We start from the raw sequence: 19,775 nt of genomic DNA, 5'->3' as shown, positions 1-19,775 counted from the left end.
CTGAGTTTACTGTGGGTGGTACGGTTTGGCGCTTGACGTGGAGTCAGGTGTGGCACTGTGTAGCAACCTGTACGTTAGTCTCTAAGAGAGGGTTTGAATGACCAAAGAAATGCAAAATTTAGCTTTAGCCCCTGTTGGTAACCTGGAATCTTATATTCGGGCCGCTAACTCCTGGCCGATGTTGACGGCTGAGGAAGAGAAGGAGCTTGCTGAAAAGCTGCATTACCAGGGCGATCTGGAAGCAGCGAAAAGGCTGATCCTGTCTCACCTGCGCTTTGTTGTTCATATCGCTCGTAATTACTCGGGCTATGGCTTGCCGCAGGCTGACTTGATTCAGGAAGGCAACATTGGCCTGATGAAGGCTGTGCGCCGCTTTAACCCGGAAGTGGGTGTCCGTCTGGTGTCGTTCGCTGTGCACTGGATCAAAGCTGAAATTCATGAATACGTTCTGCGTAACTGGCGTATTGTGAAAGTGGCAACCACTAAAGCACAACGTAAGTTGTTCTTTAACCTGCGTAAAACTAAACAACGTCTGGGTTGGTTCAACCAGGACGAAGTGGAAATGGTTGCCAACGAGCTGGGTGTTTCCAGCAAAGATGTCCGTGAGATGGAATCTCGTATGGCGGCGCAGGACATGACGTTCGACATGGGCAACGACGACGATTCAGACAGCGCGCCAATGGCCCCTGTGCTGTTCTTGCAGGATAAGTCTTCTAACTTTGCCGATGGCATCGAAGACGACAACTGGGAATCGCATGCGGCTGATAAACTCAGCGATGCCATGTTAGGCCTGGACGAACGTAGCCAGGATATTATCCGTGCCCGTTGGCTCGATGAAGACAACAAAAGCACGCTGCAAGAACTGGCCGACCGTTATGGCGTTTCCGCCGAGCGTGTACGTCAGCTTGAAAAGAACGCGATGAAAAAACTGCGCATGGCCATCGAAGCGTAAGTTATTCAGCAAGACAAAAAAACCGCCTTCCAGGGCGGTTTTTTTATGCCCGTCACTTTCCTTCCCCATTGTGAAAAAATTGTTATTCCAAAAGCCGCAAATTCGGGTATGTTTTTAACTCTGAGTGCGGCGAAGGCACACGCGGTATTCGTAAACCAAAAATAAAACCGTGCCAAAACAACACAACAAATACCAATCACAACAAGAATGGGGATTCTCAGGATGAACATGAAGGGCAAAGCGTTATTGGCTGGTTGTATTGCACTTGCGATGAGCAACGCAGCATTTGCGAAGGACATCAAAGTAGCGGTAGTTGGGGCGATGTCTGGCCCGGTTGCTCAATATGGCGACCAGGAATTTACCGGTGCAGAACAAGCAGTTGCTGATATTAATGCCAAAGGCGGCATCAAAGGCGACAAACTGGTTATCACCAAATATGACGATGCTTGTGACCCGAAACAAGCCGTGGCTGTCGCCAACAAAGTGGTTAACGATGGCATCAAATATGTAATCGGCCACTTGTGTTCTTCTTCCACTCAACCTGCGTCTGACATCTACGAAGACGAAGGTATTCTGATGATCACTCCTGCGGCAACGGCACCTGAGCTGACTTCGCGCGGTTACAAATTAACAATGCGTACCACAGGACTGGACTCCGATCAGGGCCCAACGGCTGCGAAATACATCCTTGATCACGTGAAACCGAAAAACATCGCGGTCATTCATGACAAACAACAGTATGGCGAAGGCCTTGCGCGCTCCGTTCAGGACAACCTGAAAAAAGGCGGCGCTAACGTGGTGTTCTTTGACGGTATCACCGCAGGCGAGAAAGACTTCTCCACGCTGGTGGCTCGTCTGAAGAAAGAGAACATCGACTTCGTTTACTACGGTGGCTACCACCCTGAAATGGGCCAGATCCTGCGTCAGTCTCGTGCAGCAGGCCTGAAAACTCAGTTCATGGGTCCAGAAGGTGTAGCGAACGTTTCATTGTCTAACATTGCTGGCGAATCTGCTGAAGGCCTGTTAGTCACCAAACCGAAGAACTACGACCAGGTTCCTGCGAACAAACCGGTTGTAGATGCCATCAAAGCGAAGAAACAAGATCCAAGTGGCGCATTCGTATGGACGACATACGCAGCACTGCAATCTCTGGCTGCGGGTTTGAACAAGTCAGAAGAACCAGCTGAAATCGCTAAATACCTGAAAGGCGCGACCGTGGAAACTGTAATGGGTCCGTTGAGCTGGGATGAGAAGGGCGATCTGAAAGGCTTTGAGTTTGGCGTGTTTACCTGGCATGCGAATGGTACTGCGACCGACGCTAAATAAGCATTAAAATGCCCACTCTCAAGGAGTGGGTATTTTTTGGTGGATGACGCTGGCGCTTATCCACCCTACGCAAACCTGGCCCGTAGGTCGGATAAGCGCAGCGTCATCCGACGCATTCATATCACTTCTTCCAGCCACCACTCTGAACTTCAAACCCTACCGCTTGCATAAACGCCGTCATAACATCCCGGTCTTCCACGCCAACATCTGCCATCCACCAACCGGTGATGTCAGGATTATCGCGAATCACTTCTTCAACCAGATACTGCCCCACGCCACGGCGACGGGTGATCTCGCGTACCCGCAGCGAATCCAGCGCGGCTTCATGGCCCGCAAGCGTAACGCGCACCGCGCCGAGCAGTCGCTCATTAAATTTTGCCGCGTAAATTCTGTGGGTATCACTAAGCGTAAGTGAGGCGCTGGAATATTCCGGCCAGATCTTAGCGAGATCGATCTCATCCTGGGCACTACACTCAAACAGACGAATGATGGTGAGTTTCATAAGCGAGCTAACCAAAAAGCGGGAAAACCCCGAGTGTAACCAATTTATTTGCGCCAGACGCTTTCTCTTTTATCTGTCATATACCAGACGATTAATTTTTGCGTCAAACATATGCCAGTTCGATAAATGGCAGATTGAAAAATGGTCAGTATAAAACCCTAAAACCTAGTGATTTATTCCGCTCTTTGTATCGCTATTTTATGCTGAAAAAGCTGCTTTTTTTTGTTTAACTCTAAGCAAATACAGAATAATATCTTTGCTTAATAGCCTGAAAAATAGAGAGTTTAGCCTTAAAAATTGTAAATTTTAATGCTAAGCCCTTAAAGGCACTCATAAAAATGGTTAAAGGCTAAAAAACATTCAGTTTGTTTTTTGCCCAAAATAAAACCACAAATCACGAACAGGAATTGGATCTATGAAAATGAACGCGAAGACATTACTCGCTGGGGTTATTGCGCTGGCGGTGTCTCACGCGGCAACCGCAGCTGATATCAAAGTTGCCGTTGTTGGTGCTATGTCTGGCCCGGTTGCGCAGTGGGGCGACATGGAATTTAACGGTGCTCGCCAGGCAATCAAAGACATCAACGCAAAAGGCGGCATCAAAGGCGACAAACTAGTCGCGGTTGAATACGACGATGCTTGTGACCCGAAACAAGCCGTAGCGGTTGCCAACAAAATCGTTAACGACGGTGTGCGCTATGTCATTGGCCACCTTTGCTCCTCTTCCACTCAGCCAGCGTCTGATATCTACGAAGACGAAGGCATCCTGATGATCACCCCTGGTGCGACTAACCCAGAGCTGACTGCCCGTGGTTACAAAATGATTATGCGTACCGCAGGCCTGGATTCTTCCCAGGGCCCAACGGCGTCTAAATACATTCTCGACACTGTGAAACCGAAGCGTATCGCTATCATTCATGACAAACAGCAATATGGCGAAGGCCTGGCGCGTTCTGTACAAGATGGCCTGAAGAAAGGTGGCGCGAATATCGTCTTCTTTGACGGTATCACAGCGGGCGATAAAGACTTCTCCACGCTGGTGGCGCGTCTGCAAAAAGAAAACATCGACTTCGTTTATTACGGCGGCTACTACCCAGAAATGGGCCAGATCCTGCGTCAGGCACGTGCCGTTGGCCTGAAAACTCAGTTTATGGGTCCAGAGGGTGTGGGTAACGCATCGCTGTCCAACATTGCGGGCAATGCGGGCGAAGGCATGTTAGTCACTATGCCAAAACGCTATGACCAGGACCCTGCGAACAAAGCTATCGTTGATGAACTGAAAACTGAGAAGAAAGATCCAAGTGGTCCGTATGTCTGGATCACTTACGCAGCGGTGCAGTCTTTGGCGACAGCACTTGAGCGTACCGGAAGTGCAGAACCTGCTGATTTAGTAAAAGATTTGAAAGCAAACGGTGCGAAAACCGTGATTGGGCCGCTGAACTGGGATGAGAAAGGCGATCTGAAGGGATTTGATTTTGGTGTCTTCCAGTGGCATGCCGACGGTTCGTCTTCTGTAGCGACGAAATAATAGTAGCGGCAACTCTGGGTCATCCCACCTCCCCGGCGGCTATGCGTTGGGGAGGAATAAATAAGGTTATTGTATGTCCGAGCAGTTCCTCTACTTCCTGCAACAGATGTTTAACGGCGTCACGCTGGGCAGTACTTACGCGTTGATAGCCATCGGTTACACCATGGTTTACGGCATTATCGGCATGATCAACTTCGCCCATGGCGAGGTGTATATGATCGGCAGCTACGTCTCGTTTATGATCATCGCAGCGCTGATGATGATGGGCATTGATGTGGGCTGGATGCTGGTTGGTGCGGGTTTTATTGGTGCAATTGTCATTGCGAGCGCCTACGGCTGGAGCATCGAACGCGTTGCCTACAAACCGGTGCGTAACTCTAAGCGTCTGATTGCACTGATCTCTGCTATCGGGATGTCTATCTTCCTGCAAAACTACGTCAGCCTGACTGAAGGCTCGCGTGATATCGCGCTGCCAAGCCTGTTTAACGGCCAGTGGGTCGTCGGTGCCAGCGATAACTTCACCGCAACCATTACCACCATGCAATTGGTGATTTGGGTTGTAACGTTCCTTGCGATGCTCGCGCTGACGCTGTTTATTCGCTACTCCCGCATGGGCCGTGCGTGCCGTGCGTGTGCAGAAGATTTGAAAATGGCGAGCCTGCTTGGAATTAACACCGACCGCGTTATCTCGCTGACCTTCGTGATTGGCGCAGCCATGGCTGCGGTTGCAGGTGTACTGCTCGGCCAGTTCTACGGCGTTATCAACCCATACATCGGCTTTATGGCCGGGATGAAAGCCTTCACCGCAGCAGTTCTGGGCGGTATCGGTAGTATCCCTGGTGCGATGATTGGTGGCCTGATTTTGGGTGTTGCAGAAGCGCTGACTTCCGCGTATCTGAGCACCGAATATAAAGATGTTGTCTCCTTTGCGCTGCTCATCGTGGTACTGCTGGTTATGCCTACCGGTATCCTGGGTCGCCCGGAGGTAGAAAAAGTATGAAACCGATGCATGTTGTTTTGGCGCTGCTTTCGGCGGCCATATTTTTCGTGCTGGCGGGCGTCTTTATGGGCGTTCAGCTGAGTCTCGATGGCACTAAGCTTGTCGTTCACAGCGCCGAAACGGTGCGCTGGGAATGGGTGTTGATTGGTACGGCGATTGTCTTCGTCTTCCAGTTGCTGCGCCCTGCATTCCAGAAAGGCATGAAAAAAGTCTCCGGGCCGAAGTTTGTGCTGCCTGCGTTAGACGGTTCTACGCCGAAACAGAAACTGTTCCTGGCGGCACTGTTGGTACTCGCCGTTGCGTGGCCGTTTGTGGTGTCACGCGGTACGGTGGATATCGCCACGCTGACCATGATTTATATCATTCTCGGCCTTGGTCTGAACGTGGTTGTGGGTTTGTCTGGCTTGCTGGTTCTGGGCTACGGCGGTTTTTATGCCATCGGCGCTTATACCTTTGCTCTGCTCAACCACTACTACGGTCTGGGATTCTGGACATGCTTGCCGATTGCGGGCCTGGTGTCTGCGGCGGCAGGTTTCCTGCTGGGCTTCCCGGTGTTGCGTTTACGCGGCGACTACCTCGCGATTGTGACGCTCGGCTTTGGTGAAATTGTCCGTATTTTGCTGCTGAACAACACCGAAATAACCGGTGGCCCGAACGGCATCAGCCAGATCCCAAAACCTACGCTGTTTGGTCTGGAATTCAGCCGCAGCGCACGTGAAGGCGGGTGGGATACGTTCAGCAACTTCTTTAACGTCGCATATAACCCAGGTGACAGGATTATCTTCCTCTACCTCGTTGCGTTGTTGTTGGTTGTACTGTCGCTGTTTGTGATTAACCGACTGCTGCGTATGCCGCTGGGCCGTGCGTGGGAAGCGTTGCGTGAAGATGAAATCGCATGCCGTTCACTGGGTCTGAACCCAACGCGTATCAAGCTGACCGCATTCACCATCAGCGCCGCGTTTGCGGGTTTCGCCGGTACGCTGTTTGCCGCACGGCAGGGCTTTGTCAGCCCGGAATCCTTCACCTTTGCCGAATCTGCATTCGTGCTGGCGATTGTCGTGCTGGGCGGTATGGGCTCGCAATTTGCCGTTATCCTCGCCGCCGTGCTGCTGGTGGTGTCGCGCGAACTGATGCGTGATCTGAACGAATACAGCATGTTGGTGCTTGGTGGCTTGATGGTGCTGATGATGATTTGGCGTCCACAAGGCTTGCTGCCAATGTCGCGTCCGCAATTGAAGCTTAAAAAAGAGCAAGTGGAACAAGTGAAAGGAGAGCAGGCATGAGTCAGCCATTGTTATCCGTAAACGGCTTGATGATGCGTTTCGGCGGCCTGCTCGCCGTAAACAATGTTTCTCTGGAACTGCATCCACAAGAAATTGTTTCGTTAATCGGCCCGAACGGTGCCGGTAAAACCACGGTGTTTAACTGCCTGACCGGCTTCTACAAGCCATCAGGCGGCACGATTTTGTTGCGTGACCAACACCTTGAAGGTCTACCGGGCCAGCAAATTGCACGTATGGGCGTGGTGCGTACTTTCCAGCACGTTCGTCTGTTCCGCGAAATGACCGTGATTGAAAACTTGCTGGTTGCTCAACATATGCAGCTGAAAACCGGTGTGTTCTCAGGTCTTTTGAAAACGCCTGCTTTTCGCCGTTCACAAAGCGAAGCGCTGGACCGCGCTGCAACCTGGCTTGAGCGTATTGGTCTGCTTGAGCAGGCTAACCGCCAGGCGAGTAACCTGGCATATGGCGACCAGCGCCGCCTTGAGATTGCACGCTGCATGGTGACTCAGCCAGAAATTCTGATGCTTGATGAACCCGCGGCTGGCCTTAACCCGAAAGAAACGCACGAACTCGATGAGTTAATCATGGAGTTACGCAACCATCACAACACCACCGTGCTGTTAATCGAGCACGATATGAAACTGGTGATGGGCATTTCTGACAGGATTTACGTGGTGAACCAGGGGACGCCGCTTGCGAACGGCACGCCGGAGCAAATCCGTAATAACCCTGACGTAATCCGTGCCTATTTGGGAGAGGCGTAAAATGGAAAATATCATGTTGTCCTTTGACCATGTGAGCGCCCACTACGGAAAAATCCAGGCGCTTCATGAAGTCAGTCTGCACATCAAGCAGGGCGAAATCGTCACCCTGATTGGCGCGAACGGCGCGGGTAAAACCACGCTGCTCGGCACATTGTGCGGCGACCCGCGCGCGTCCAGCGGCAAAATTACTTTTGATGGCAAAGATATCACCGACTGGCATACCGCGCGCATCATGCGTGAAGCGGTCGCGATTGTACCGGAAGGTCGCCGCGTATTTTCTCGCATGACGGTAGAAGAGAACCTGGCGATGGGTGGCTTCTTCGCGGAACGCGACCAGTATCATGAGCGCATCCAACGCGTTTACGAACTGTTCCCGCGTCTGCTGGAGCGCCGCATTCAGCGTGCAGGTACGATGTCCGGCGGTGAGCAGCAGATGTTAGCGATTGGTCGTGCGTTGATGAGCCAACCGCGTTTGCTGCTGTTAGATGAGCCATCGCTCGGTCTTGCGCCAATCATCATTCAGCAGATTTTCGACACCATCGAACAACTGCGCAGCGAAGGCATGACCATCTTCCTCGTCGAGCAGAACGCCAACCAGGCGCTGAAGCTTGCTGACCGCGGCTACGTGCTGGAAAACGGCCACGTGGTACTGGAAGACACAGGTGATGCGCTTCTGGCTAACGAAGCGGTGCGTAGCGCCTACCTCGGCGGCTAGTTTATCGTTTCAAACACAAGGAGCCTTTTGGCTCCTTTTTTTATGACATTTTGCCACCAGTCATAATTCCTTCACTTCATCGTAACGATCCTGTCACCTCACGGTTATTTTTCTGTCATTCGCGCATGTCATGTTTTGATGCGAACAAAAACGCGTATTTTCGCGCAACTTATTCAACTCAAAATAATTCGAGAGATAAGACATGACTGCATCGTTACGACACACAGCAATTTGCCTGGCGCTTGGATGCGTATTTAGCAGTAGCGCCATCGCCGCCACTTCCATTCCTTTCTGGCATTCAATGGAAGGCGAGCTGGGCAAAGAAGTTGACTCACTGGCTCAACGCTTTAACCAGACGCATCCTGACTACAAAATTGTTCCGGTTTATAAAGGCAACTACGAACAAAACCTGGCGGCAGGGATCGCGGCTTTCCGCTCGGGCAATGCGCCAGCCATTTTGCAGGTTTACGAAGTAGGCACGGCGACCATGATGGCCTCTAAAGCGATCAAGCCGGTGTATGAAGTATTTAACGATGCAGGCATTAAGTTCGACGAATCTCAGTTTGTGCCGACGGTTTCCGGGTACTACACCGATGCGAAAACCGGGCATCTGCTTTCTCAGCCTTTCAACAGCTCAACGCCGGTATTGTATTACAACAAAGACGCCTTTAAGAAAGCTGGCCTGAACCCGGATCAGCCGCCAAAAACCTGGCAGGATCTGGCTGATTACACCGCCAAACTGAAAGCAGCGGGCATGAAGTGCGGCTACGCCAGCGGCTGGCAGGGCTGGATTCAAATTGAAAACTTCAGCGCCTGGAATGGCCTGCCCGTTGCGACCAAAAACAACGGCTTTGATGGCACTGACGCGGTTCTGGAATTCAATAAACCCGAGCAAGTGAAACACATTGCGCTGTTGCAAGAGTTGAACAAGAAGGGCGATTTCAGCTACTTCGGCCGTAAAGACGAATCCACCGAGAAGTTCTACAACGGCGATTGCGCCATTACTACCGCCTCTTCCGGTTCGCTGGCAGATATCCGCCACTACGCCAAATTCAACTACGGCGTGGGCATGATGCCTTATGACGCAACCATCCCGAATGCGCCACAAAACGCCATTATCGGCGGGGCTAGTTTGTGGGTGATGCAGGGTAAAGACGCGGCAACTTACAAAGGCGTTGCCGAGTTTATGCAGTTCCTCGCCCAGCCTGAAATTGCTGCCGAATGGCACCAGAAAACGGGTTACTTGCCGATTACCAAAGCGGCTTATGACCTGACGCGCGAGCAAGGTTTCTACGAGAAAAACCCAGGTGCTGACATCGCCACGCGCCAGATGATGAACAAGCCGCCATTGCCATTCACCAAAGGCCTGCGTCTGGGCAACATGCCGCAGATTCGTACCATCGTAGATGAAGAACTGGAATCGGTATGGACCGGCAAGAAAACCCCTCAGCAGGCGTTAGACAGCGCGGTTGAGCGCGGCAATCAGCTGCTGCGCCGTTTCGAGCAATCGACTAAGTCCTGATAAACAACCCTCATCCCAACCTTCTCCCTGAGGGCGAAGGAGAAAACCGTTTTCCCCCTCTCCTGGGGGAGAGGGACGGGGTGAGGGCGGCAATGCCATTTATAAGAGTCACGCTATGTCATCATCTCGTCCTGTATTCCGTTCCGGTTGGCTGCCGTATGCACTAGTCCTGCCGCAACTGGTTATCACTATTATCTTTTTCATCTGGCCTGCGGGCGAAGCGCTGTGGTATTCACTTCAGAATGTCGATCCGTTTGGGCTTTCAAGCACGTTTGTCGGCCTGGATAACTTCAAGCAGCTTTTCCACGACAGCTACTATCTCGACTCCTTCTACACCACCTTAATTTTCAGTGGATTAGTGGCAGGCAGCGGGCTGCTGGTGTCGCTGTTTTTCGCCGCCCTTACAGATTATGTGGTGCGTGGGAGCCGTATTTATCAAACCCTAATGTTGCTGCCGTATGCGGTCGCGCCCGCGATTGCCGCCGTGCTGTGGATCTTCCTGTTCAACCCTGGGCGCGGCCTGTTAACGCACCTGCTGGAGCAGTTTGGTTATCACTGGAACCACGCGCAAAACAGCGGCCAGGCGATGTTCCTCGTGGTGTTTGCCTCGGTCTGGAAGCAAATCAGCTACAACTACCTGTTCTTCTTTGCTGCACTTCAGTCGATTCCTCGATCCTTGGTCGAAGCCGCTTCCATTGATGGGGCCGGGCCGGTGCGCCGTTTCTTTAAATTGTCGCTGCCGCTGATTGCTCCGGTGAGTTTCTTCCTGCTGGTGGTAAATCTGGTTTACGCCTTTTTCGATACCTTCCCGGTTATCGACGCCGCAACTGGCGGTGGCCCGGTACAAGCCACCACCACGCTTATCTACAAAATTTATCGCGAAGGTTTTGCCGGTCTCGACCTTTCCGCATCGGCGGCGCAATCGGTAGTGCTGATGTTCCTGGTCATCATCCTGACCGTCATTCAGTTCCGTTTCGTGGAACGTAAGGTGCGCTACCAATGATTGAGAACCGCCGCGGGCTGACGATTTTCAGCCACACCATGCTCATTCTTGGCATCATCGTGATTCTGTTTCCGCTGTACGTCGCATTTGTGGCGGCAACGCTGGACAGCCAGGCCGTGTTTCAAACGCCAATGACGCTGATCCCAGGCTCCCATCTGCTGGAAAATATGACCCATATTTGGGTACATGGCGTGGGTGCAAACAGTGCGCCGTTTGGCCTGATGCTACTAAACAGCTTCGTGATGGCGATGGTTATCACCATCGGCAAAATCACGGTGTCGATGCTCTCCGCTTTTGCCATTGTCTGGTTCCGTTTTCCATTGCGTAACCTGTTCTTCTGGATGATTTTCATCACCCTGATGCTGCCGGTCGAAGTGCGAATTTTTCCAACGGTAGAAGTCATCGCCAATCTCAAGATGCTCGACAGTTATACCGGCCTGACGCTGCCGCTAATGGCTTCGGCGACCGCCACATTTTTGTTCCGCCAGTTCTTTATGACGCTGCCCGACGAGTTAATGGAAGCGGCTCGCATTGATGGTGCAACGCCGATGCGCTTCTTCCGCGACATCGTGCTACCGCTCTCGAAAACCAATCTGGCGGCGCTGTTCGTCATCACCTTTATCTACGGCTGGAACCAGTATCTGTGGCCGTTGCTGATTGTCAGCGACGTCAACCTCGGCACTGCCGTGGCGGGTATCAAAAGCATGATGTCTTCCGGTGAAGGCTCTACCCAGTGGAATCAGGTTATGGCGGCTATGTTACTGACTCTTATTCCACCGGTAATAATCGTTTTAGCCATGCAGCGTGCGTTCGTGCGTGGCCTTGTTGATAGTGAGAAATAACCCCCATGGCAGGTTTAAAATTACAAGCAGTATCAAAAAATTGGGACAACAAAATCCAGGTCATTCAACCGTTAACGCTCGATGTGGCGGATGGCGAATTTATCGTGATGGTCGGGCCGTCTGGCTGCGGAAAATCGACGTTATTACGAATGGTTGCCGGGCTTGAGCGTGTCACCAGCGGCGATATCTGGATTGATCGCCAGCGCGTCACTGAAATGGAACCCAAAGAGCGCGGCATTGCGATGGTGTTCCAGAATTACGCGCTTTATCCGCATATGAGCGTGGAAGAAAACATGGCCTGGGGGCTCAAAATCCGTGGCATGGGTAAAGCGCATATTCAGCAGAAAGTGGCAGAGGCAGCACGTATTCTTGAACTCGATGGTTTGCTAAAACGCCGTCCGCGTGAGCTTTCTGGCGGGCAGCGTCAACGTGTGGCGATGGGGCGGGCGATTGTACGCGACCCGGCGGTATTCCTGTTTGATGAACCGTTATCAAACCTCGACGCTAAACTGCGCGTGCAAATGCGCCTCGAATTACAGCAACTGCATCGCCGCCTGAAAACCACCAGTCTGTACGTCACCCATGATCAGGTCGAAGCGATGACGCTTGCGCAGCGCGTGATGGTGATGAACAAAGGCGTTGCAGAGCAAATCGGCACACCAGTCGAAGTCTACGAACGCCCGGCAACCCGCTTTGTGGCGAGTTTTATCGGCTCACCCGCCATGAACTTGCTGGAAGGGAATATCAGTGCTGACGGCTCGCGTTTTGAGCTGGCAGGCGGCATGGCGTTACCACTGGGAAATGCGGCAAATCTGCAACGAGGCCGCGCTGTTACCCTGGGTATCCGCCCGGAACATATTGCGTTAAGCTCACAAACCGCAGGCGGCATCCCCTTTATGGTGGACACGCTGGAGATGCTCGGCGCAGATAATCTGGTGCACGGGCGTTGGGGCGAGCAGAAAATGGTGGTGCGCCTTGGGCATCAGGAACGCCCGCAACCTGGCAGTACGTTATGGCTGCATCTGCCTGAAAACAATCTGCATTTCTTTGATAAAGAAAATGGACAACGTTTATGAGTAACTGGCCATACCCAAAAGTCGCGGCCCATCGTGGCGGCGGAAAACTGGCACCGGAAAACACGCTGGCAGCCATTGATGTTGGTGCGCGCTACGGCCACACCATGATTGAGTTTGACGCCAAGCTTTCACAAGACGGGCAAATCTTCCTGCTGCACGACGACACGCTGGAGCGCACCAGTAATGGCTGGGGAGTGGCGGGCGATTTGCCATGGGATAAGCTGCTCAACGTTGACGCCGGAAGCTGGTTTAGCGGTGAGTTTAAAGGCGAACCATTGCCGCTGCTTTCGCAGGTTGCAGAGCGCTGTAAACAACATGGCATGATGGTCAATATCGAAATCAAGCCGACAACGGGCACTGACTCCGAAACCGGGAAACTCATTGCGCTGGCCGCCCGTGAATTATGGCAGGGGCAAACCGCGCCATTGCTGTCGTCTTTTTCCATCGACGCGCTGGAAGCGGCACAACATGCGGTTCCAGAGTTACCACGGGGTTTGTTGCTGGATGAATGGCGTGATGACTGGCGCGAGCTGACCACTCGCCTGGGTTGCGTATCACTTCATTTGAACCATAAATTGCTGGATGAGACGCGTGTGCGGGAACTCAAAGCGGCGGGTTTATTTATTCTGGTTTATACCGTGAATAATCCCCAACGAGCAGCCACGCTGCTGCGCTGGGGAGTGGATACTATTTGCACTGACCGAATCGACCAAATTGGTGCGGACTTTACGGGCTAATACCTCACCAATGTCGGATGACGCAAGCTTATCCGACCTACGGTTGCGGTGTTGTAGGGTGGATAAGCGATAGCGTCATCCACCGTTTTCATTACGGCCCAATAGTTTTCAGCGGAATGCTCGGCTGTAACGTCGAGCTACCATGAGAATTCAGCATGCTGCCATTGGTTCTCGGTTGCAGCATGTGATCCTGCCCGCTGGCGTTCGAACCACTGCCACTCAGCATCCCTCCGTTGGTATTGGGCAGAACCTGCTGCGACCCGACATCCAGTTCATTTGGCAGCGTTTTCTTCACCTTAAACACATCCTGCTGCGAATTATTGTTTATCTGCGATTCCAGGTGCTGTTGCTGTACGCGTGTCTGTGTTTGTAACTGCTGATTCAACATTCCTTTTTGCTGTATCTGCTGCGTCTGCATTTGCTGCTGCATCCGTTGCTGGCTGGGAATCTGGTAACCCGGTTGGTTTGGGTTATTCAGGGTATTAATCGGCTGTGCCAAACAGGTCAACGGCAGCAAAGCTGCCACAAGTAATATTTTTTTCATCGTCACTTCCTCCATTTGGGGGATCTACTAAGTTTAATCGTTTTCCGTAGTTACGAAGATTATTTAGGAGTTTTAGACCAGGCTTATTGGGCGATTGACTGGACAAACATGGAGAAAACAACGATGAAGCAGTGGAAAACTTTTCGTTCAGAAGTACTGCGTTGGATGACCATTCCTGCGCTCATGATAGGACTTTGCCTTTCTGTTAATGCCGCGCCCCCTCCGGCGGCACCCCCGGTATCCTATGGTGTTGAAGCTGACGTACACCATGCGGTGCGTGCCGAAAATGGCATGGTGGCTTCACAAGACTCCCTTGCCACACAGGTGGGCGTCGATATTCTGAAACAGGGCGGAAATGCGGTAGATGCCGCCGTTGCTGTCGGTTTTGCGCTGGCGGTCACTCACCCGCAGGCCGGGAATATTGGCGGCGGCGGCTTTATGATGCTGCGCACCAAAGACGGCAAAACCACCGCCATTGATTTCCGTGAAATGGCACCAGAAAAAGCCACGCGCGATATGTTCCTTGACGCGCAAGGCAACGCTGACAGCAAAAAATCCCTCACTTCTCATCTTGCTTCCGGCACTCCTGGCACCGTGGCGGGCTTCTCAATGGCGCTGGAAAAATACGGCACTCTGCCGCTCAACAAAGTGATTCAGCCTGCGATTAAACTGGCGCAGGACGGATTTACGGTGAACGATGCACTGGCTGAAGATTTAAAAGTGTACGGCGCGGAAGTGATCCCGAATCACCCAAACAGCAAAGCTATTTTCTGGAAAGCGGATGGTGAACCGCTGCAAAAGGGCGACAAGCTGGTGCAGACGAATCTCGCCAAAAGCCTGGAAATGATTGCTGAAAATGGCCCGGATGCTTTCTATAAAGGGGTTATTGCTGACCAGATTGCGGATGAAATGGCAAAAAATGGCGGACTGATCAGCAAAGCGGATCTGGCGAATTACAAGGCGGTAGAACGTGCGCCAATTAGCGGCGAATACCGTGGTTATGAGATTTTCTCGATGCCGCCGCCGTCTTCCGGTGGCATTCACATCGTGCAAATCCTTAATATTCTGGAAAACTTCGACCTCGCCAAATACGGTTTTGGTAGCGCCGATGCGATGCAACTCACCGCAGAGGCTGAAAAATATGCTTATGCCGATCGCTCGGAATATCTTGGCGACCCGGATTTTGTGAAAGTACCGTGGCAGGCGTTGACCAACAAAGCCTATGCGAAATCATTGGCAGAACAGATAGATATCAACAAGGCGCGACCGTCGAGCGAAATCAAACCGGGCAAACTTGCCCCGTATGAAAGCAACCAGACCACGCACTTCTCGGTGGTGGATAAAGCCGGCAACGCCGTGGCGGTGACTTACACGCTTAACACTGTATTCGGCACCGGCATTGTGGCAGGCAACACCGGCATTCTGATGAATAACCAAATGGATGATTTCTCGGCCAAACCGGGTGTTCCGAACGTCTACGGGCTGGTAGGCGGCGATGCCAACGCGGTAGGGCCGCACAAACGTCCATTGTCGTCGATGTCGCCAACTATCGTGGTCAAAGATGGGAAAACCTGGCTGGTGACGGGTAGCCCAGGCGGTAGCCGAATCATCACCACTGTGCTGCAAATGGTGATGAATACCATTGATTATGGGATGAACGTCGCCGAAGCGACCAACGCGCCGCGTTTCCATCATCAGTGGTTGCCAGATGAGTTACGTGTCGAAAAAGGATTTAGCCCGGACACCATCAAACTGCTGAAAGATAAAGGGCAGAATGTGCAGGTGAAAGAGGCGATGGGCAGTACACAAAGCATTATGGTCGCGCCGGATGGCACGCTGTATGGTGCATCTGATCCGCGTTCCGTGGATGATTTGACGGCGGGTTATTAAGTTGCCCCTCACCCCGGCCCTCTCCCAGATGAGAGGGTTAGGGTGAGGGCGATTTACTCCGGCTTATATCGCGCCATAAAATACGCATCCACATACTGGCCGTCACGCAGTGCGTAGTTCTTGCCTGTGCCTTCTATCTCAAAGCCGAATTTACGATAGACCGCCAGGGCAGGTGCGTTATCAACAAACACCGTCAACTCGATACGCTCGACGCGCAGCCAGTTATCACACAGGTCGGTCATTGCTGCCATCAACGCGCTGGCGACGCCTCTGCCATGAAAATTACTGTCCACGCCTATGCCAAAGGATGCGACGTGGCTGCGGCGCGGTGATGGTTCTACCGCAAACGTCAGTTGGCCAACAACTTTTCTATCAATACATGCGACCAGATTACGGCTGCCTGGTTTTGGTTCCTTCAACCGTTCTAGCCACTGCCCTTGCGGAGAATAAGGAATATGTAGCGTGTCGCGTTGCGGCGTCGGTTGAGAGTAAAGTTGATGCAGAGCTTCCGCATCGCCGATTTCAGCATGACGTATCACGATTTCGCTCATTCCTTTTCTCCTCAATTGGTTAGGTAACCCCTTCAACATTATTGACTTTTTAATTTTCGTCAACTGCCAATTATTTCTAAAAAATAGTAGACAAGTGCGAATGATAATGATTATTATTGCCATGCGTTCAGGGGAGACCCTTACGGAGACAACCTGAAAGCACGACATTGCTCACATTGCTTCCAGTATTACTTAGCCAGCCTTGCGCTGGCTTTTTTTTGCCCTTTTTTCAGCCTGGCTGCGCCGCCGACGGCTGATCTATGTATTGAGTAACTCATTCGGGCAAACAACTATCGATCCGTCTCTTCGTAGGGCGGAAAAGCGCAGCGTCCTCCGCCAAAAGCAAACAACTCCATAGCCGCAAAATCACGGTGCCAAAAAGCCAAAGAATGAAGTAGGGTAATTGCAATTCAAAGTCAAAAAGGACGAAGCAATGACCCTACACTGCGCTTTTATAGGTTTTGGCAAAAGCACCACCCGCTACCACCTTCCTTACGTTCTGGTTCGCAAAGATAAATTCCACGTTGCCCATATTTTCCGCCGCAATGAAAAGCTTGATATCGAGCAGCAGCCGGAATATAGCCACATTCATTTCACCAGCGATTTAGACGAAGTGCTGAACGACCCGCAGGTGAAACTGGTGGTGGTGTGTACCCATGCAGACAGCCACTTCGATTACGCGAAACGCGCGCTGGAAGCAGGCAAAAATGTGCTGGTGGAAAAACCCTTTACCCCAACACTGGCTGAAGCGAAAGAATTGTTCGAGCTGGCGAAAGCCAAAGGACTGACCGTCACGCCGTATCAAAACCGCCGTTTTGACTCCTGCTTCCTGACCATGAAAAAAGCCATCGAAAGCGGCAAACTTGGCGACATCGTCGAGATTGAAAGCCACTTTGATATGTATCGCCCAGTGGCCGAAACCAAACCAGGTCTACCGGTTGTCGGTGCGTTTTACGGTCTTGGCGTGCATACGATGGACCAAATTATTTCGCTGTTTGGCCGCCCGGATCATGTCGCCTACGACATTCGTAGCGTGCGCAATAAAGCCAATCCGGACGATACCTTTGAAGCGCAGCTTTTCTATGGCGATATGAAAGCCATCGTCAAAACCAGCCATCTGGTGAAAATCGACTACCCGAAATTCCAGGTTCATGGCACCAAAGGCTCATTTATTAAATACGGAATCGACCAGCAAGAAACCAGCCTCAAGGCGTACATCATGCCGGGTGATCCGGGTTTTGCGGCAGACAGCAGCGTAGGCGTGCTTGAGTACGTGAACGATGCGGGTGAAACCGTGCGCGAAGAGCTGAAACCGGAAATGGGCGATTATGGGCGCGTATACGATGCGCTTTATGAAACCATTCTTAACGGCAAGCCCAATTACGTCAGAGAAATTGAAGCAATGACTAACCTCGAGATCCTCGAACGCGGTTTCGAGCAGGCTTCGCCTTCAACAATCACTCTTGCCTGACCTGAAAATTGACGCCGTAAACTCGTTCACTTTTTTTGAACAGAGGCGTCAATTTTCACCCTCTATGATCATTTCCGATTCGAGTCCACACTTAGTCCATCAAACGAATTGCGGAGAAACAAAGATGATCTTTTTAAGAAAAGCTGAAGAACGTGGTCACGCGAATCATGGTTGGTTGGATAGCTGGCACACCTTCTCATTCGCTAACTATTACGATGCCAATTTCATGGGTTTCTCGGCATTACGTGTGATTAACGAAGACGTGGTGGAAGCCGATGAAGGTTTTGGTACCCATCCGCACAAAGACATGGAAATCCTGACCTATGTGCTGGAAGGTGCCGTGGCACACCGCGATAGCATGGGCAATGAAGAGAAAGTCCCTGCGGGTGAATTCCAGATTATGAGTGCCGGGACCGGAATTACTCACTCCGAGTACAACCCAAGTGACACCGAGCGCCTACGTTTGTACCAAATCTGGATTATTCCAGACAAAACAGGCATCACGCCGCGTTACGATCAGCGTCGTTTTGATGCTCCGCAGGGCCGCCAGCTGGTGTTGTCGCCGGATGCGCGTGATGGTTCTCTGAAAGTGAACCAGGATATGGAGCTGTCGCGTTGGGCGTTGGCGAAAGACGAGCAATCTGTCTATCAGATCCCGGCAGATCGCCGCATTTGGGTGCAGGTTGTGAAAGGTGATGTCTCTATCAACGGCACTCAGGCTAAAACCAGCGATGCGGTTGCCGTATGGGATGAACAAGCGATTTCGATTCACGCCAATAGTGAAAGTGAGATTCTTTTGTTCGATTTACCTCCAGTCTAATAAATACCGATAGTTACCGGTCACAACCTTCCTCGAAACCGGGGGAAGGTTGTGCTTTGTCCGTGCTAAACTTCGCTGTCGATAGTTAACCCGCACAGCAAGATAATGAAAAAGAAAAGACCGGTATTACAGGACGTTGCAGATCGCGTCGGCATAACAAAAATGACGGTCAGCCGCTTTTTGCGTAACCCTGACCAGGTTTCCGCTGCGTTACAGGTAAAAATTGCCGCCGCCCTTGATGAACTTGGCTACATTCCTAACCGCGCCCCTGACATTCTTTCCAACTCAACCAGTCGTGCCATTGGCGTCTTACTGCCTTCGCTGACCAACCAGGTATTTGCAGAAGTGTTGCGTGGCATTGAAAACGTCATTGATGCTTACGGCTACCAGACCATGCTCGCCCACTACGGCTATAAGCCGGAGCTGGAAGAAGAGCGTCTGGAATCAATGCTTTCCTGGAATATCGATGGACTTATCCTCACCGAACGCACCCATACTCCACGCACTTTAAAAATGATTGAAGTGGCGGGGATTCCCGTTGTGGAATTGATGGACAGCATTTCTCCGTGCCTCGATATCGCCGTCGGGTTTGATAACTTCGAAGCTGCACGCCAGATGACTGCGGCGATTATTGCTCGCGGCCACCGCCACGTCGCGTATCTCGGCGCTCGTCTTGATGAACGTACTGTGATTAAGAAAAAAGGTTATGAGCAGGCGATGAACGATGCCGGACTTGTGCCATATAGTGTAATGGTCGAAAACTCCTCCTCATATTCCACCGGTATTGAATTGTTCCGTCAGGCGCGTCGTGAATATCCTCAGCTCGACAGTATCTTCTGCACCAACGATGACTTAGCGATCGGTGCGGCGTTTGAATGCCAGCGCCAGGGTTTGAGCATCCCGAAAGATATGGCGATTGCCGGTTTCCACGGTCACGATATCGGCCAGGTGATGGAGCCGCGCCTTGCCAGCGTATTAACGCCGCGTGAACGAATGGGCCGTATTGGTGCCGAGCGTTTGCTGGCGAGAATTCGCGGCGAAGAGGTCAATCCGCAAATGCTCGATTTAGGCTTTACGCTTTCTCCTGGCGGTTCAATTTAACCGTCCCAAAATATGATTTAGTTCACAGTTATACACTTTGCAAGCTAATGGTTATTGCTTATTGCGCAGGCAGCTTAGACAATGTTACCGATAACAGTTACCCGTAACAATTTACTATAACAAATTGTTGCGCTAGTCGGAGCTACGC

The 19,775-nt window shown here is 51.8% G+C and carries 19 protein-coding genes; 16 read left to right on the top strand and 3 right to left on the bottom strand.

Annotated elements, in window-relative coordinates:
* Positions 1-97 precede the first annotated feature (97 nt).
* Together rpoH and M2371_RS15080 are read left to right on the top strand one after the other, a co-directional pair.
* Complete coding sequence (gene rpoH / locus M2371_RS15085; RefSeq protein ID WP_034499532.1) at positions 98-952, top strand: RNA polymerase sigma factor RpoH; 855 nt, start codon at positions 98-100, stop codon at positions 950-952.
* A gap of 222 nt (positions 953-1,174) precedes the next feature.
* The gene (locus M2371_RS15080; protein ID WP_120066119.1) at positions 1,175-2,278 is read left to right on the top strand and encodes a branched-chain amino acid ABC transporter substrate-binding protein; all 1,104 of its coding nucleotides are present in this window, start codon (positions 1,175-1,177) and stop codon (positions 2,276-2,278) included.
* 121 nt (positions 2,279-2,399) lie between these two features.
* Here M2371_RS15080 and panM read toward each other — a convergent pair whose 3' ends face one another.
* On the bottom strand, positions 2,400-2,780 hold the full coding sequence (gene panM, locus M2371_RS15075) for an aspartate 1-decarboxylase autocleavage activator PanM (protein WP_259268072.1): 381 nt from the start codon (positions 2,778-2,780) through the stop codon (positions 2,400-2,402).
* Positions 2,781-3,195: 415 nt separating this feature from the next.
* On the opposite strand from panM, the gene livK reads away from it, so the two are divergent.
* From livK to ugpQ, 10 genes are all read left to right on the top strand, one after another.
* A complete protein-coding gene (livK, locus tag M2371_RS15070) occupies positions 3,196-4,308 on the top strand; it encodes a high-affinity branched-chain amino acid ABC transporter substrate-binding protein LivK (RefSeq protein WP_034499529.1) in 1,113 nt (370 codons plus the stop codon).
* A gap of 73 nt (positions 4,309-4,381) precedes the next feature.
* The gene (gene livH, locus M2371_RS15065) at positions 4,382-5,308 is read left to right on the top strand and encodes a high-affinity branched-chain amino acid ABC transporter permease LivH (protein ID WP_064514637.1); all 927 of its coding nucleotides are present in this window, start codon (positions 4,382-4,384) and stop codon (positions 5,306-5,308) included.
* Positions 5,305-6,591 (top strand): high-affinity branched-chain amino acid ABC transporter permease LivM, encoded by a 1,287-nt coding sequence (locus tag M2371_RS15060; protein WP_034499526.1) that lies wholly within the window; start codon positions 5,305-5,307, stop codon positions 6,589-6,591. The genes livH and M2371_RS15060 overlap by 4 nt, the downstream gene beginning before the upstream one ends.
* On the top strand, positions 6,588-7,355 hold the full coding sequence (livG, locus tag M2371_RS15055; protein ID WP_034499524.1) for a high-affinity branched-chain amino acid ABC transporter ATP-binding protein LivG: 768 nt from the start codon (positions 6,588-6,590) through the stop codon (positions 7,353-7,355). Before M2371_RS15060 ends, livG begins: the two co-directional genes overlap by 4 nt.
* 1 nt (position 7,356) lies before the next feature.
* Positions 7,357-8,070: a high-affinity branched-chain amino acid ABC transporter ATP-binding protein LivF gene (gene livF / locus M2371_RS15050; protein WP_034499522.1), complete on the top strand. Its 714-nt coding sequence runs from the start codon at positions 7,357-7,359 to the stop codon at positions 8,068-8,070.
* Between the two features lie 202 nt (positions 8,071-8,272).
* Positions 8,273-9,592, top strand: a complete 1,320-nt coding sequence (gene ugpB / locus M2371_RS15045; RefSeq protein ID WP_034499520.1) for a sn-glycerol-3-phosphate ABC transporter substrate-binding protein UgpB — start codon at positions 8,273-8,275, stop codon at positions 9,590-9,592.
* 115 nt (positions 9,593-9,707) lie between these two features.
* On the top strand, positions 9,708-10,595 hold the full coding sequence (ugpA, locus tag M2371_RS15040; protein ID WP_034499517.1) for a sn-glycerol-3-phosphate ABC transporter permease UgpA: 888 nt from the start codon (positions 9,708-9,710) through the stop codon (positions 10,593-10,595).
* The gene (gene ugpE / locus M2371_RS15035; RefSeq protein ID WP_034499515.1) at positions 10,592-11,437 is read left to right on the top strand and encodes a sn-glycerol-3-phosphate ABC transporter permease UgpE; all 846 of its coding nucleotides are present in this window, start codon (positions 10,592-10,594) and stop codon (positions 11,435-11,437) included. Before ugpA ends, ugpE begins: the two co-directional genes overlap by 4 nt.
* Before the next feature lie 5 nt (positions 11,438-11,442).
* Positions 11,443-12,513: a sn-glycerol-3-phosphate import ATP-binding protein UgpC gene (locus tag M2371_RS15030; RefSeq protein ID WP_172892913.1), complete on the top strand. Its 1,071-nt coding sequence runs from the start codon at positions 11,443-11,445 to the stop codon at positions 12,511-12,513.
* A complete protein-coding gene (gene ugpQ, locus M2371_RS15025; protein ID WP_259268071.1) occupies positions 12,510-13,250 on the top strand; it encodes a glycerophosphodiester phosphodiesterase in 741 nt (246 codons plus the stop codon). Before M2371_RS15030 ends, ugpQ begins: the two co-directional genes overlap by 4 nt.
* A gap of 91 nt (positions 13,251-13,341) precedes the next feature.
* On the opposite strand, the gene M2371_RS15020 is transcribed toward ugpQ, so the two are convergent.
* Positions 13,342-13,794, bottom strand: a complete 453-nt coding sequence (locus M2371_RS15020; RefSeq protein ID WP_172892915.1) for a DUF2756 family protein — start codon at positions 13,792-13,794, stop codon at positions 13,342-13,344.
* A 123-nt stretch (positions 13,795-13,917) separates the two neighbouring features.
* Here M2371_RS15020 and ggt point away from each other — a divergent pair, with 123 nt between their 5' ends.
* Entirely contained in the window at positions 13,918-15,684 is a 1,767-nt protein-coding gene (gene ggt, locus M2371_RS15015; protein WP_259268070.1) for a gamma-glutamyltransferase, read from the top strand.
* A gap of 53 nt (positions 15,685-15,737) precedes the next feature.
* Here ggt and yhhY read toward each other — a convergent pair whose 3' ends face one another.
* Complete coding sequence (gene yhhY / locus M2371_RS15010; RefSeq protein ID WP_172892917.1) at positions 15,738-16,235, bottom strand: N-acetyltransferase; 498 nt, start codon at positions 16,233-16,235, stop codon at positions 15,738-15,740.
* 433 nt (positions 16,236-16,668) lie between these two features.
* Here yhhY and M2371_RS15005 point away from each other — a divergent pair, with 433 nt between their 5' ends.
* The 3 genes from M2371_RS15005 (at position 16,669) to gntR (ending at position 19,627) form a co-directional block, all read left to right on the top strand.
* The gene (locus tag M2371_RS15005) at positions 16,669-17,706 is read left to right on the top strand and encodes an oxidoreductase (protein WP_259268069.1); all 1,038 of its coding nucleotides are present in this window, start codon (positions 16,669-16,671) and stop codon (positions 17,704-17,706) included.
* A gap of 124 nt (positions 17,707-17,830) precedes the next feature.
* Positions 17,831-18,526, top strand: coding sequence for a pirin family protein (locus tag M2371_RS15000; RefSeq protein ID WP_259268068.1), 696 nt, complete (start codon positions 17,831-17,833; stop codon positions 18,524-18,526).
* Between the two features lie 105 nt (positions 18,527-18,631).
* Complete coding sequence (gntR, locus tag M2371_RS14995) at positions 18,632-19,627, top strand: gluconate operon transcriptional repressor GntR (protein ID WP_259268067.1); 996 nt, start codon at positions 18,632-18,634, stop codon at positions 19,625-19,627.
* Positions 19,628-19,775: the final 148 nt, after the last annotated feature.

The sequence above is a fragment of the Buttiauxella sp. BIGb0471 genome (assembly GCF_024807715.1).
In the GTDB taxonomy this organism is placed as follows: Bacteria; Pseudomonadota; Gammaproteobacteria; order Enterobacterales; family Enterobacteriaceae; genus Buttiauxella; species Buttiauxella agrestis.
This window is presented reverse-complemented; position numbering and strand designations above follow the sequence as displayed.

Excerpts from the sequence above, each read along its gene's own strand:
- M2371_RS15080 (WP_120066119.1), top strand. The coding sequence starts at position 1,175 with ATGAACATGAAGGGCAAAGCGTTATTGGCTGGTTGTATTGCACTTGCG.
- M2371_RS15020 (WP_172892915.1), bottom strand. The coding sequence starts at position 13,794 with ATGAAAAAAATATTACTTGTGGCAGCTTTGCTGCCGTTGACCTGTTTG.
- gntR (WP_259268067.1), top strand. The coding sequence starts at position 18,632 with ATGAAAAAGAAAAGACCGGTATTACAGGACGTTGCAGATCGCGTCGGC.
- M2371_RS15005 (WP_259268069.1), top strand. The coding sequence starts at position 16,669 with ATGACCCTACACTGCGCTTTTATAGGTTTTGGCAAAAGCACCACCCGC.
- ugpA (WP_034499517.1), top strand. The coding sequence starts at position 9,708 with ATGTCATCATCTCGTCCTGTATTCCGTTCCGGTTGGCTGCCGTATGCA.
- M2371_RS15000 (WP_259268068.1), top strand. The coding sequence starts at position 17,831 with ATGATCTTTTTAAGAAAAGCTGAAGAACGTGGTCACGCGAATCATGGT.
- livG (WP_034499524.1), top strand. The coding sequence starts at position 6,588 with ATGAGTCAGCCATTGTTATCCGTAAACGGCTTGATGATGCGTTTCGGC.
- livF (WP_034499522.1), top strand. The coding sequence starts at position 7,357 with ATGGAAAATATCATGTTGTCCTTTGACCATGTGAGCGCCCACTACGGA.
- M2371_RS15030 (WP_172892913.1), top strand. The coding sequence starts at position 11,443 with ATGGCAGGTTTAAAATTACAAGCAGTATCAAAAAATTGGGACAACAAA.
- ugpB (WP_034499520.1), top strand. The coding sequence starts at position 8,273 with ATGACTGCATCGTTACGACACACAGCAATTTGCCTGGCGCTTGGATGC.
- livK (WP_034499529.1), top strand. The coding sequence starts at position 3,196 with ATGAAAATGAACGCGAAGACATTACTCGCTGGGGTTATTGCGCTGGCG.
- panM (WP_259268072.1), bottom strand. The coding sequence starts at position 2,780 with ATGAAACTCACCATCATTCGTCTGTTTGAGTGTAGTGCCCAGGATGAG.
- ggt (WP_259268070.1), top strand. The coding sequence starts at position 13,918 with ATGAAGCAGTGGAAAACTTTTCGTTCAGAAGTACTGCGTTGGATGACC.
- yhhY (WP_172892917.1), bottom strand. The coding sequence starts at position 16,235 with ATGAGCGAAATCGTGATACGTCATGCTGAAATCGGCGATGCGGAAGCT.
- M2371_RS15060 (WP_034499526.1), top strand. The coding sequence starts at position 5,305 with ATGAAACCGATGCATGTTGTTTTGGCGCTGCTTTCGGCGGCCATATTT.
- ugpE (WP_034499515.1), top strand. The coding sequence starts at position 10,592 with ATGATTGAGAACCGCCGCGGGCTGACGATTTTCAGCCACACCATGCTC.
- rpoH (WP_034499532.1), top strand. The coding sequence starts at position 98 with ATGACCAAAGAAATGCAAAATTTAGCTTTAGCCCCTGTTGGTAACCTG.
- ugpQ (WP_259268071.1), top strand. The coding sequence starts at position 12,510 with ATGAGTAACTGGCCATACCCAAAAGTCGCGGCCCATCGTGGCGGCGGA.
- livH (WP_064514637.1), top strand. The coding sequence starts at position 4,382 with ATGTCCGAGCAGTTCCTCTACTTCCTGCAACAGATGTTTAACGGCGTC.